Source organism: Streptomyces griseus subsp. griseus, assembly GCF_000720255.1.
Lineage (GTDB): Bacteria > Actinomycetota > Actinomycetes > Streptomycetales > Streptomycetaceae > Streptomyces > Streptomyces griseus_I.
The window spans coordinates 165,077-177,887 of the sequence record NZ_JOJE01000015.1; the positions used below are offsets into that span (position 1 = coordinate 165,077).

General features: G+C 73.2%; 11 protein-coding genes and 1 tRNA gene. 8 read left to right on the forward strand and 4 right to left on the reverse strand.

Annotation, left to right across the window (positions count from 1 at the left end):
* Window positions 1–87 precede the first annotated feature (87 nt).
* From IG99_RS21745 to IG99_RS21770, 7 genes are all read left to right on the forward strand, one after another.
* Window positions 88–1,140: a phosphatase PAP2 family protein gene (locus IG99_RS21745; RefSeq protein WP_037676456.1), complete on the forward strand. Its 1,053-nt coding sequence runs from the start codon at window positions 88–90 to the stop codon at window positions 1,138–1,140.
* A complete protein-coding gene (locus IG99_RS21750; RefSeq protein ID WP_051865719.1) occupies window positions 1,091–2,248 on the forward strand; it encodes a hypothetical protein in 1,158 nt (385 codons plus the stop codon). The genes IG99_RS21745 and IG99_RS21750 overlap by 50 nt, the downstream gene beginning before the upstream one ends.
* Window positions 2,239–3,834: a hypothetical protein gene (locus IG99_RS21755; protein ID WP_037676457.1), complete on the forward strand. Its 1,596-nt coding sequence runs from the start codon at window positions 2,239–2,241 to the stop codon at window positions 3,832–3,834. Before IG99_RS21750 ends, IG99_RS21755 begins: the two co-directional genes overlap by 10 nt.
* Window positions 3,831–5,207, forward strand: coding sequence for an AAA domain-containing protein (locus IG99_RS21760; RefSeq protein WP_051865722.1), 1,377 nt, complete (start codon window positions 3,831–3,833; stop codon window positions 5,205–5,207). The genes IG99_RS21755 and IG99_RS21760 overlap by 4 nt, the downstream gene beginning before the upstream one ends.
* A 289-nt stretch (window positions 5,208–5,496) precedes the next feature.
* Window positions 5,497–5,862, forward strand: coding sequence for a hypothetical protein (locus IG99_RS21765; RefSeq protein WP_037676458.1), 366 nt, complete (start codon window positions 5,497–5,499; stop codon window positions 5,860–5,862).
* A 142-nt stretch (window positions 5,863–6,004) separates the two neighbouring features.
* Window positions 6,005–6,586 carry a bifunctional DNA primase/polymerase gene (locus tag IG99_RS44820; protein WP_063768324.1) on the forward strand — a complete coding sequence of 194 codons (582 nt, stop codon included), beginning with the start codon at window positions 6,005–6,007 and terminating at the stop codon, window positions 6,584–6,586.
* Window positions 6,577–6,650: transfer RNA gene (locus tag IG99_RS21770), tRNA-Lys, on the forward strand. Before IG99_RS44820 ends, IG99_RS21770 begins: the two co-directional genes overlap by 10 nt.
* Here the strand turns inward: IG99_RS21770 and IG99_RS44250 are convergent.
* Window positions 6,612–7,910: a M6 family metalloprotease domain-containing protein gene (locus IG99_RS44250; protein ID WP_078947827.1), complete on the reverse strand. Its 1,299-nt coding sequence runs from the start codon at window positions 7,908–7,910 to the stop codon at window positions 6,612–6,614. The two genes, IG99_RS21770 and IG99_RS44250, sit on opposite strands and share 39 nt — an antisense overlap.
* Before the next feature lie 322 nt (window positions 7,911–8,232).
* On the opposite strand from IG99_RS44250, the gene IG99_RS21780 reads away from it, so the two are divergent.
* Window positions 8,233–10,065: a putative bifunctional diguanylate cyclase/phosphodiesterase gene (locus IG99_RS21780; protein WP_037676460.1), complete on the forward strand. Its 1,833-nt coding sequence runs from the start codon at window positions 8,233–8,235 to the stop codon at window positions 10,063–10,065.
* Here the strand turns inward: IG99_RS21780 and IG99_RS21785 are convergent.
* The 3 genes from IG99_RS21785 to IG99_RS21795 form a co-directional block, all read right to left on the reverse strand.
* The gene (locus IG99_RS21785) at window positions 10,044–11,138 is read right to left on the reverse strand and encodes an LLM class flavin-dependent oxidoreductase (protein ID WP_037676461.1); all 1,095 of its coding nucleotides are present in this window, start codon (window positions 11,136–11,138) and stop codon (window positions 10,044–10,046) included. The two genes, IG99_RS21780 and IG99_RS21785, sit on opposite strands and share 22 nt — an antisense overlap.
* Before the next feature lie 122 nt (window positions 11,139–11,260).
* Window positions 11,261–11,992, reverse strand: coding sequence for a maleate cis-trans isomerase family protein (locus IG99_RS21790; protein WP_037676462.1), 732 nt, complete (start codon window positions 11,990–11,992; stop codon window positions 11,261–11,263).
* Entirely contained in the window at window positions 11,989–12,774 is a 786-nt protein-coding gene (locus IG99_RS21795; RefSeq protein ID WP_037676463.1) for a maleate cis-trans isomerase family protein, read from the reverse strand. The genes IG99_RS21790 and IG99_RS21795 overlap by 4 nt, the downstream gene beginning before the upstream one ends.
* Window positions 12,775–12,811: the final 37 nt, after the last annotated feature.

Sequence of the window (12,811 nt, forward strand, 5' to 3'; positions counted from 1 at the left end):
GCGCCCGGCGAGGGCGCCCGCATACGCCGTAAAGTGGCACAGCCGGACCGCCGGGCGCCGCGCAAGACCGAAGGGGGAGGCGATCGGATGCCGCAGACCGAGACACCGGACATCGAGGCAGCCTCGCGTGCCCGCCTGCGCTGGTGGACCGAACTGCCACTGATCCTGCTGGTGTACGCCTGCTACTCGGCCGGCCGGCTCCTCGCGCGCGGCGACGTCTCCTCGGCCGTCGACCACGGTCTGACGATCCTGCGCGTCGAGAAGTTCCTGCACATCAACGCCGAGCATCCGCTGAACCGTCTCTTCACCCGCGAGGCATGGCTCGGGATACCCGCCGACTTCTGGTACGCGTCGCTGCACTACCTGGTCACTCCGGCGATCCTGATATGGCTGTTCCGCTCCCGCTCCGCGCACTACCGCGCGGCCCGCACCTGGCTGATGACCTCCACGTTCATCGGCCTCATAGGTTTCACCCTGCTCCCGACCTGCCCGCCCCGCCTGCTGTCGGCCGGTCACGGGTTCGTTGACACGATGGCCCAGTACAGCTCGTACGGCTGGTGGGGCGGCGAGGCGAGCGCGCCGCGCGGGATGGGCGGCATGACGAACCAGTACGCGGCGATGCCGAGCCTGCACGTGGGCTGGGCGCTGTGGTGCGGGGTGATGCTGTGGCGGCACGGCCGGACGCCGGCCGCGAAGGCCGCGGGCGTGATCTACCCGCTGGTGACCACGATCGTCGTGATGGGCACCGCCAACCACTACTTCCTCGACGCGGTCGCGGGTGCGGCCGTGATGGGCGTCGGGTTCCTGCTGGCGCCCCTGGTGAACCGCGCCGCGGACCACGCGAAGGCCGCGTTCGCGGACCGCTCCGGGTCCGTCCCGTCGATCTCCGGGGTCGCCCCCGTATCCGAGGTCTCCGCGGTGTCCGAGGCCTCCGCGGTATCCAGGGTCTCGGGCACCTCTGGCGGCTCCTCCCCCTCCGCCGCCCCCGGCGACGCACGTGCCCCGATTGTCAGTGGCGGATGCCAGACTTCCACGGGTGAGCGAATTCCACGGCAGCGCGATGCGCGGTTCGGGTCAGGAGCCGAGCCGAGTGCCTCCCCCACGGACGCGGGGGACGGCGCTCCGGCACCGGCTCGCTGAGCTGCGCGGTCCCGACGTACCGGCCAAGGCGCTGGACGCCCGCGCCCTCGCGGCGCTCGCCGCGAACCCCGGGTGCAGACGGCGCGCGATCCTGGACGGCGCCGGGGTGAACAAGGCGGCCCTGGCGGACGCGTTGGGTTCGCCGTCGGCGTTCGGTCAGTCGCAGTTCGCCCTCACGCGTGGCAACGCGTTCGAGGCGAAGGTCAAGGCCGACGGCGGCAAGGAGCTGCTGCGGCTGGTGCACGAGAAGCTAGACCCCAGGGCCGAACCGCCCGCCGACGCGCGCGTGCCCGACCTGTCCGCGATCGGCCCCGAGGGCCGGACGGCGCGTACGGCGCTGGAGCTGCGGGAGACCGCCACCGCGGCGCGCGGCAACTGGACGCTCCTCGACCACCCGATGCTGGCGCTCGACGTGGCCGGCTCCCCCGCGTTCCTGGAGCCGGACGCCGTCGTCGTGCACCCGGACGGCAGCTGGACGGTCGTCGAGATCAAGTCCTTCCCGATGGTGGACGGTTCGGCGGACCCCGCGAAGGTCGGCGCGGCAGCCCGGCAGGCGGCGGTGTACGTGCTGGCGCTGGAGGACGTCGCCGCCCGCCTGGACCCGCCCCCGCCCGTGCGGCACCGGGTCCTGCTGGTCTGCCCCAAGGACTTCTCCAACCTGCCTACGGCGTCCGCGGTCGACGTCCGCAAGCAGCGCGCGGTCACCAGCCGTCAACTGGCCCGCCTCACGCGCGTGCAGGACATCGCCGACGCGCTCCCCGAAGGCACGTGCTTCTCCCCCGGCCTGCCGGCCGAGGAGCTCACGGCCGCCGTCGAGTCGGTCCCGGCGACATACGCGCCCGAGTGCCTGTCCGCGTGCGAGCTGGCCTTCCACTGCCGCGACCGCTCCCGCGCGGACGGCGCGGTGACCTCCCTGGGCCGCTCGGTCCGCGCCGAACTGGGCGGTCTGACGACCGTCGAGGACGTCCTGGCGGCGGCCCGCGGGGAGGCCGGTGACCCGGACGACCCGGCGGTCGCGGCACTGCGCCGCGCGGCCGAGTTGCGAGCGGAGGCGCTCGGCGAGCTGCGTGCGGAGACGCTCGGCGAAGGGGTGGGCGTGTGTCGCTGATCGCCACCCTCGCCCGTCTCGAGGCCGTCAGCACCGGGCGCGCCCAGCCCATCGCCACCGTCCGCCACCGTCACCTGTCCGACCGGCCGCTGGTGTTCGTGCCGCTCATCACCGCCGGTGAGGCCGGCGCCCCGCTGGGCGCGCTGGTGGGCACCGACCGGGACGCGCCGCGCCTGCTCGTCGTACCGCAGCCGCGCGACCGCGACCTCAGATTCGCGTTCCTCGCGGAGCTGGCCGACCTGGTCCTGCCGTACATCGACGGCTACGCCGACGTCGTCGAGGCCGCCGAACGCAACGAGACCGACCCGGAGACCGGCAAACGGGTCAAGGTCGAGGTCGAGCTGTGCGCGGACGCGCCGCAGCTGATCGTTCCGAGCCGCGCGGGCGTCGACCTCGTACGGCTCCTGGGCCGCTCCATGCGGTTCCGGCGTACGGCGGAGCAGGACCCGGAGACCCCGTACCCCGCCCCGCCGCGCGTGCCGCTGCTGGGGCGCTGGCTGACCCACTTCGGGGAGCGGGCCCGGGTGCCCGGCTCCTCGCTGCTCCTGGCCATGACCGAGGTGCTGTCCCGCCACTGGGCGACCGGCCAGTCCACCCTGGAGGACCAGCACCTGGGCGCCCTCCTCGCGTGGATCGATCCTCCCGACGGCGCCACGGGCGCCGAGGCGGCGCTGCGTGCCGAGGTGGGCCGGGACGACGAGGGACAGCTGCTGTGCCCGCCGGCCGGCCCGGCCACCGACCCGGCGTTCGACAACAAGCTGCTCGCCCCGGCGATCGAGCGCTACGACCGCGCGCGTACCGCCCTCGCGGCCGCCGAGGACGGGCTGGAGGCGGACGACCGGCTCGGTGCGCTCACCGCCGCCGAACGGGAGATCCGCGCCCTGGTCGAGAGCCGTACGCGGCCCACGTGGGACGCGGTGTGGCGGGGCCTCGACCTGCTGCGGGCGCTGCCGGAGGGGGCGCACGTCGAGGAGCGGTGGACGCGCGACCGCTGGTCGTTCACCGGCCACCGCGACCGTGTGGTGGCCGGCGAGCCCCCGCAGCCGCGCCGCGACGACGCGGTCACCGCCGCCAACAAGCTCGCGACGCGCGAGCGCGAACAGGCCCGCCTGGAGGCACAGGAAGCCCTCGACGATCCGCTGGTGATGGCGGGGCGGCGGCTGGCCGGGGAGGCGTTCGCGGGCGAGGTCACGGACGTCGTCATGGCGTACAGCGAGGGCAAGCGGCCCAGCCCTCGCCCGCTGGTCACGGTCCGCACGGACGACCGGCCGCACCTCGGGGAGCGGGTGAAGGTGTACCGGTCGCTCGCCGGGAAGCCGCAGGCGGCGGAGTTCGTGGGCCTGGAGGGCGACGGTCTGGTGGTGCTGCGGATCGTCGACAAGATGGGCCGCGGCAAGGAGCCCGAGGCGGGGTCGGTGCCCGAGAAGGGCGACCGGGTCTGCTTCACCGTGTTCGAGCACGAGCAGCGGGGCGGCGCGAAGCTGCCCGACCCGGAGGAGACACCGTGGACGCACGGCGGCCCGCCGGGTGAGACGGCCGCCGTGCCGGAGGCCGCCGATCCCGTGACCGAGGAGGACGTTCTTTGACCGCGCCCCAGACCGAGGAGGCCGCCTACGGGCAGGGCACCGCGCGTGCGTTCGACCCCGGTGCCGCGGCCACCCGGGCCACCGACGCGATCCTCCACGACACGCTGCACGGCTCCGCGCGCGGTGTGGTGGTCGACTCGCCGCCCGGCGCCGGCAAGTCCACGCTCGTCGTGCGCGCGGCACTCGAACTCGCCGACGCGGGACGCCCGCTGATGGTGGTGGCGCAGACGAACGCCCAGGTCGACGACCTGGTGCTGAGGCTCGCCGAGAAGAACCCCGAGCTGCCGGTGGGGCGGCTGCACAGCAGTGACGCCGACGCGTACGACAAGGCGCTCGACGACCTGCCGCAGGTCCGCACGTCGGCGAAGGCCGGGGACCTGAACGGGCTCCCGGTCGTGATCTCCACGGCTGCCAAGTGGGCGCACGTGAAGACCGACGAGCCGTGGCCGCACGCGATCGTCGACGAGGCGTACCAGATGCGCTCCGACAGCCTGCTGGCCGTGGCCGGGCTGTTCGAGCGGGCCCTGTTCGTGGGCGACCCGGGTCAGCTGGACCCGTTCGCGATCGTGGGCAGCGAACAGTGGGCGGGCCTGTCGTACGACCCGTCGGCCTCCGCCGTCTCCACCCTGCTCGCGCACAACCCGACGCTGCCGCAGCACCGCCTCCCGGTGTCCTGGCGGCTCCCGGCGTCGGCCGCGCCCCTGGTCTCCGACGCGTTCTACCCGTACACCCCGTTCCGCAGCGGCACGGGCCAGGGCGACCGCCGCCTCTCCTTCGCCGTCGCGTCGGACGGCTCGGGCCCCGACCGGGTGATCGACGAGGCCGCGGAGTCCGGATGGGGACTGCTGGAACTGCCCGCCCGGCACACCCCGCGCACCGACCCGGAGGCGGTGCGGGCGGTGGCGGCGGTCGTACGGCGCCTGCTCGACCGGGGCGGCGCGGCCACGTCGGAACGCTCACCGGACCCGGCTCCCCTGACCGCCGACCGGATCGCCGTCGGCACGGCCCACCGGGACCAGGCGGCGGCGGTGCGGGCGGCGCTGACGGAACTGGGCGTCACCGACGTCACCGTCGACACGGCCAACCGGCTCCAGGGCCGCGAGTACGACGTGACGGTCGTCCTCCACCCGCTCTCCGGCCGCCCCGACGCCACCGCCTTCCACCTGGAGACCGGCCGCCTGTGCGTTCTCGCCTCCCGCCACCGCCACGCCTGCATCGTGATCTGCCGCGCCGGCGTCGGCGACCTCCTCGACGACTACCCGTCGACGGAGCCGGTCCAGCTGGGGACGATCGTGAAGTTCCCGGATGGCTGGGAGGCGAATCACACGGTGCTGGCCCACCTCGGGGAACACCGGGTGCGCCTGCGCTCCTGACCAACGCCCGGCTCGCGCCTGGCTGACTCCCCCCACCAGCCGGACGGAGCCCGGCACCCCGCCGGAGACGGCCGATGGACACACCCCCGACGGCTGGGAGGCGAATCACACGGTGCCGACCCACCTCGGGGAACACCGGGTGCGCCTGCGTCCTTGAAGGTGCGGGGAGCCGGGAGCTCGCTCGTCCGGGGCCCCCTTGCGCCCCGGGCGACAATGGAAGACGGCCCACCCCCGGCGGCGCCGTCCGGCCCGCCCGAACCTGCCGAACCGTACGAGGAGGAGAGAAGACATGGCGGAGCCCACGCCGCGTCGGAACGAACCGCGGCTACGCCCCGCGCCCCTGCTCTTCGAGCCCGCGGAAGCGGCCGCCGATCCGGAGCACTTCTTCGATCTGGAGTCGATCGACGACCCGCGGGAGCTGCTGGCGCGCGCCACGGAGCTGACGCAGGCGTTCCGTGCGGCGACCGACCGGGCGATGGAGTTCCAGGCGATGGCAGCCGCCCAGCTCGCCGACCCCCGCCGGTTCGACCGGCTGACAGCGGCGGACATCGCCGAGCGGGCCGAGTGGACCGAGGACTACGCGAAGAAGATGATCGAGTTCGGTCGGGACCTGCAGAGCGGCAGCGAGGGAACGGCTTCCACCGAGCCGGGATGAGCCGGCCCGGCCCCCGGCGGAGCCCGCCCGCATCTCGCCCTGGCATATGCCGGGTGGGCAAGATACTCCCTTCGGCCCATGCCTGTCCGGGTTTCTCGCAACCCTTGGAAGCCGGGCGCTCACGGTCGGTAGACCTGTCGGTATGAGCAGTGCATGGGTCACCCCGGAGGGCGCCGCCTGGCTCGCCTCGACAGGAACGTATCCCCGCAGCACGCTCGCCCTCTGGGACGAGCGGCCGGACGCCCCGGCCGTGCTGCCCTGCGGCGCCGTCTTCGACGTCGTCAGCGCACCCGCGCTCTTCGGGCGCCGGATGCTGGACCGGCTCTGGGACGACGGCCCGGGCTCCGGCCCGGTGGCGGAGTACCGCGGGCGGATGCTGCTGTTCGCCGCGCCCGGCACGGCCCAGCGGCTGCCGGCGCTGCTGGAGTGGGAGGAGTGGGGCTCTCGCGGTCACTCGAGCAGCCGTACGGCCGACATCCCGCCGCTGCTGTGCCACGGCAACGGCGACGCGGTGACCGTGCCGCCGCCCATGCCCGCGGCGCCGGGCACTCGCCCCCGTACCGTCCGCTGGCTCGTCGCCCCCGACACCCGTCACCCCTGGCTGCCGGGCCCTGAAATCATGGTCTGGGCGGCCGTCCGGGCGGCCCGCGCAGCCGTGCGGATATCGATTTTTCCTCCCGCCGACCTGGATGCTAAGGTCTACGACGTCAGCAGGCGCCGCTAGCTCAGTTGGTTAGAGCAGCTGACTCTTAATCAGCGGGTCCGGGGTTCGAGTCCCTGGCGGCGCACGATGACGATGGCGAGGCGTGTTCGGCCCCCGAGGCGGTGCGTCCCTCCACGTCCACCCGTACGTCCTCCCCCGGCACCGTGAAGCCCTCGCCGAGGGCGATGGGGGCGTCGGCGAGGGGCGGGTAGACCGAGTCCTCCCAGCAGGCCACGGTGCGCGGGTGGGCGTCGATCACCTCGACGGGGCCTTGGCCGGACTCGGTCTCGCTGCGTACGCGGTACACCAGGACCCCGGCCCGGCAGGCGGAGCTGTCGTTGCCCAGCTGTCCGCGCGCCTCGAAGGCGAGCGCGCTGTCGGCACCCGTACGCACCACCGCGAGCTTGGTTCCGCCGCCGAGGCCGAAGACCGGTGCCCCGGCGGCGCCCTTCAGCGGCACACCCGGGCCGGCGCCCAGCGGCTCCAGGGTCAGCCGCGTCGGCTGCGGCCCCCCGACGCACACCACCTGCCGCGGATCCAGCCAGCCCAGCTTCCACTTGTGCCAGGCGAAGAGGTCGGGGGCGAGCCCGAACTGGCTCCCCATCAGGTCCCAGTCACCCACATGGGTGTCCCAGTCGCCCTTGCCGTCCATGGGCCGGCGGTACAGGTCCGGCAGGTCGAAGACGTGCCCCGTCTCGTGGGCGAGGACGAGGTGGTCCGGCGGGTGCTGCTCGAACACCGTGACGACCCGGCGGATGTCCGTGCCGTCGGCGTGCAGCGGGCGGTCGAGGTTGACGACCTTGGTGGCGTCCGAGTCCACGCCGGGCGCGTCCGGGTCGGCGACGAAGTAGACGATGTCGTAGCGGGAGAAGTCGACCTGCCCGTCGGCCGCGGCGAGGGCGTCCCGCAGGTAGGCGGTGCGGTGGGCCGGGCTCCAGTCGCGTTGTATGGCGTACGCGGTGGACGGCCTCGGCATCCGGACCCAGCGGTCCAGGGGATGGGCGCGCAGGGTGAATTTGCCGTAGGAGGCGCGCTCGAAGAACTGGCTGGTGGCCGGGAAGTGGTCGGCGGCGAGTTCGGCGGGGCTCGTCATGGGGGGCCAGTCCGGGAAGGACAGGAAGACCATGACCGCCTCCAGCGAGCGGTCGGGGCGCGCGTAGGCGGCGTTCCAGGTGTCGAGGCCCTCGGAGTGATGTGCGGCGGTGCGCCGCAGGGCGCAGGGTGAGCCCGCGAAGGATTCGGCGGCCGAGGGGCCGGTGAAGATCGAGGTCGCGGCGAGTGCCGAGAGGGTGGTGAACACGGCCGCGGTGCTGCGCAGTCGGGGGCGCGGGAGCTGACGCGGCACAGGGACCTCCGGGTGCGGTTCTCGGGACACCGCACCCAGCCTGTGTGACTTTGCTGTTGTATGCCTTGTTTGTCTGCACCAGATGAGTGAGAGCCTCGGAAACCGGGTAAAACCGACACCCCGAATCACTCACGGAACGTCACAAGCGGTCGGCCGCTTGAAGAACCCGCCCAGGCGCGGGCAGAAACGATCTGCCAAAGGGGTGGGTCACCCCGGGAGCGCTCCGGGACATGGGACACCGGCTGGAAGGGCCTGGGGCCAGCCTCTATGATCGGCGCACTTTGCTGCACGGACAACGATCGACTGCATGCGGGAGCGAGCGGTGAACGAAACGTCCGAAGGGCCGACGCCCGCGGCAGACCTCGCCCGGTCAGCCGTCACAGAGAGTGATTCCCATGCGCCTCTTCGTGCCGAGCCCCCTTCGTACCGCTCCGCCTTCGCGGCCGCCCCGCTCGCCATGGCCGTGGTCGACCGTGAGGGCCTCGTGGTCAGCGGCAACGGCGCGCTCGGCACACTGCTCGGCACGGAGCCGGACGCCCTCGCCGGGTGCGTCGCCGCCGACCTGGTGGACCTCGCCTCCGACGCGCGCGTCTGGCACGCCTACCGCGAGGTGCTGGGGGGCCGGCGGGCGCGGCTGCGGTGCACGCGCCGGCTCAAGCACCCCGACGGGCAGACGCTGTGGGTCCAGGTCACCGTGGCACCGCTCGACGACGCGGAGCCCGGGGTGCTGCTCTCCGTCGCCGACATCAGCGCCCGCCGTGAACTCCAGGCACGGCTCAGGCACTTGCAGATGCACGACCCGGTGACCCGGCTGCCCAACCGCACGCTGTTCTTCGAACGGCTCTCCGCCGCGCTGGAGGCGGAGGCGTACGAGCAGAGCGGCACCGGCCGGATCGGGCTGTGCTACCTGGACCTGGACGGCTTCAAGGCGATCAACGACACGCTCGGCCACCGCGTCGGCGACCGACTGCTGGCCGCCGTGGCCGAGCGGCTGACCCGCTGCGCCGACGAGGCCGGGTACGCCAGGGCGAGCACACCGCTGGTGGCGCGGCTCGGCGGTGACGAGTTCGCGCTGCTGGTCGAGGACTCCACGGGCACCGACCAGCTCTCCGAGCTCGCCCAGTCCGTGCTGAAGGCGCTCCAGGCGCCGTTCGACCTGGCCGGCCGGCGGCTGTCGCTGTCCGCGTCGATCGGGGTGGTGGAGCGGCACGCGGCGGGCACCACCGCGAACGGGCTGATGCAGGCGGCGGACACGACGCTGTACTGGGCCAAGGCGGACGGCAAGGACCGCTGGACACTGTTCGACCCGGAGCGCAACGCGCACCTGGTGACCCGTCAGGCGCTGGCGTCTGCGCTGCGGCCGGCCATCGAGCGCGGCGAGTTCGTGCTGGAGTACCAGCCGCTGGTGGCGATGTCGGACGGACGGCTGCGGGGCGTCGAGGCGCTGGTGCGCTGGGATCACCCGCAGTTCGGCCTGCTGACGCCGAATCGGTTCGTCGCGCTGGCCGAGGAGGACGGCTCGATCGTGCCGCTGGGCCGCTGGATCCTGGCCACGGCCTGTCGGCAGGCGCGCCGCTGGCAGCTGGACCACCCGGACGAGTCGCCGATCTTCGTCAGCGTCAACGTGGCCGTGCGGCAGGTGTGGGACTCCGACCTGGTCGCCGACGTGGCGGACATCCTCGCGGAGACGGGGCTCGCGCCCGAGCTGCTCCAGCTGGAGCTCACCGAGTCCGCGGTGATGGGCTCCGCGGGGCGGCCCCTCCAGGCGCTCCAGGCGCTCAGCGAGATGGGCGTACACATCGCCATCGACGACTTCGGCACGGGCTACTCGAACCTGGCCTACCTCAGCCGGCTGCCGGTGTCGGTGCTGAAGCTGGACGGCTCCTTCGTCCGGGGGTTCCAGTACGAGGGGGCCAAGGACCCGGCCGTACCGCCGAACCAGGCGGACGAGGTGATCGTCGAGGCGATGATCCAGCTCGCCCATCGCCTCGGCCTGACGGTCACCGCCGAATGCGTCGAGACCTCCGCTCAGGCGACCCGCCTGCGCGGCATCGGCTGCGACACCGGTCAGGGCTGGCTGTACTCCCGCCCGGTGTCGCCGGATCGCATCTCCGAGCTGCTGGGCACCGAGAGCTACGCCGTGGGCAACCCGTAGGCGTCCGCGATCAGTTCGTAGGAGCGCAGGCGGAGTTCGCCGCGGTGGGCGTGGCTGGTGAGCATCAGCTCGTCGGCGCCGGTGCGCTTGCGGAGGTCGTCGAGGCCGGTCCTGACCTCGTCGACCGTGCCGTGGACGATGTTGCCGGCCCACGAGTCGACGAACTCTCGCTCCAGCGGGCTGAAGTCGTGGGCCTCCGCCTCCTCCGGGGAGGGGAAGAGACCGGGGCGGCCGGTGCGCAGGCGGACCATGCTGAGGCCGGAGGCCAGCACCTGGCGGCGGGCCTCACGCTCGTCGTCCGTGGCGAGGACGGAGACGCCGATGAGGGCGTACGGCTCGTCGAGGACGGCCGACGGGCGGAAGGACTCGCGGTAGAGGTCGAGCGCCGGGATGGTGTTCTGCGCGGAGAAGTGGTGGGCGAAGGCGAAGGGCAGGCCGAGGACGCCGGCCAGGCGGGCGCTGAAGCCGGAGGAGCCGAGCAGCCAGATCGGCGGCCGGTGCGGGGACTGGACACCGCCGGGCGCGGTCGACTGGACGGGGCCGGGGATGGCGTGGATACGGCGGTACGGGTGGCCGTCGGGGAAGTCGTCGTCGAGGAAGCGGGTCAGCTCGGCGAGCTGCTCGGGGAAGTCGTCGGCGCCCTCGTTCAGCCGATCGGTGCGGCGCAGGGCGGCCGCGGTGGCGCCGTCCGTGCCGGGGGCGCGGCCGAGGCCGAGGTCGATCCGGCCGGGGGCCATCGCCTCCAGCGTGCCGAACTGTTCCGCGATCACCAGCGGGGCGTGGTTGGGGAGCATCACGCCGCCGGAGCCCAGGCGTATGCGGTCGGTGTGGGCGGCGAGGTGGGCGAGGATCACCGCCGGGGAGGAGGAGGCGACGCCGGGCATGGAGTGGTGCTCGGCGACCCAGTAGCGGTGGAAGCCCCGGGACTCCGCGAACCGGGCCAGGTCGACGCTGGTGCGCAGCGCGTCGGTGGCGGTGCGGCCGGTGCCGACGGTGACCAGGTCGAGTACGGAGAGGGGGGTGGGGGCGGTGCCGTGTGCCGTGCCCCGGATCTCGTCTGCGTCTGCCACCACGGTGCCTGCCTCCTGTTGTACGACCGTGCGCTGTCCTCGGGCCCATAACAGGAGGCAGTCCCCGCTTATTCCCACGACACCGACCGATCAGCCCGTCCCCGGCGCCGCCACAGGCCGCCGCTCTACACCTGCACCAGCGGCTCCCGGGAGAACAGCGTCCCCAGCGCCGGAGCGTTCACCCGGCGGTCCGCCAGGCGCAGGGCCTCCCAGACGGTGACCTGGTTGGCGGTGAGGACGGGCTTGCCGAGGTCCTTCTCCAGGGTGGGGATGTGGGCGGCGGTATGGAGGGCGGTGTCGGGCAGGAGGACGGCCTGCGCGTCCGGAGTGTCTGCCGCGCGGGCCAGCTCAAGGACCTCCGCCTCGCCCCAGGTGCCGACCTCCGCCGCCGTGATGATCCCGGCGCCGCGCACGGCGGTCACCTCCACTCCCCCGGCCCGCAGGAACTCCGAGAAGAGCGCGGCCACGTCCTCCGGATAGGTCGCGGCGACGGCGACCCGGCGCAGCCCGAGCTCGCTCACCGCGTGCACGAAGGCGAAGGACGTCGAGGAGGCGGGCAGACCCGCGGTGGTCGCCAGATTCTGGACCTGCTCCCGGGCGCCCTCCCAGCCGTACACGAAGCTGCCGCTCGTGCAGGCCCAGACGACGGCCTCGGCGCCGGCCAGCCGCAGCTGCTCGACCCCGGCCTCGAGCCGTTCGGGCGCCCCCATGCGCAGCAGGGCGTCGACGCGGTGCGCGTCCTCGCCGATGTCCGTGTGGACCAGGTCCACCCGGATGTCACTGCCCAGGAGCTGCTCGATGCGTGGATAGTCGTCCTCGGCGGAGTGGCCCGGGTAGAGGAATCCGAGTGCGGTCATGTCCAGCCTTCCTGCTGTTCTTCCGGCAGTACGGGCCAATCCCGTGCCGATGTGTCGAGCAGCGCCTGATAGGGCCCCACGGCCCGGGTACCCAGTCGGCGCAATGCCGCCCACATCGTGACCTGGTTGGCCGAGATGACGGGTATGCGCAGTTCGGCCTCCAGTTGGGGGATCACGTCATAGGTGGGGAGGTTGGTGCAGGAGATGAACAGCGCGTCGGCGTTCCCGGGTCGTACCGCCTGCCGCGCCATGGTCACCACCTCCCGGTAGGGGACCTTCCAGATGTGCCGGGTCAGGCCCATGAACGCCCGGCCGGCGACCCGGACGCCGGCCTCGGCGACGTAGGACTCCAGGGCCCGGGTGACCGACTCCGTGTACGGAGTGACCAGCGCGACCCGGCGTACGCGGAGCTCGGCCAGCGCCTCGAGCAGCGCCCCGGACGTCGTCACGGACGGCACCGCGCCCGCCCGGGTCATCGTCTCGCACATCGCCCGCTCCCCGGCGGTCCCGCCGACGAAGCTGCCGGAGGCGCAGGCGTAGGCGACGGCCTCGGGGGTGACGGCGATCAGTGTGCGCACCGCCTCGCCGAGCGTCTCGTGCTCGCTCACCCGGCGGGCGAGATCCAGACTCACCTCGACCGGCACGAACGGTGTGCGCGTGAGGTGCAGCGACACCTGGTCGGGCACCCATCGCCACAGCTCGCGGTCGAGTGCGAAGTCGAAGGGGGCGACGACACCGACACCGCGCTGGGCGCGTGGGCCGCCGAGAAAAGTGACGTCCATGGCAGGCACCGGCCTCACCGTGAGAGACGGAAGGACA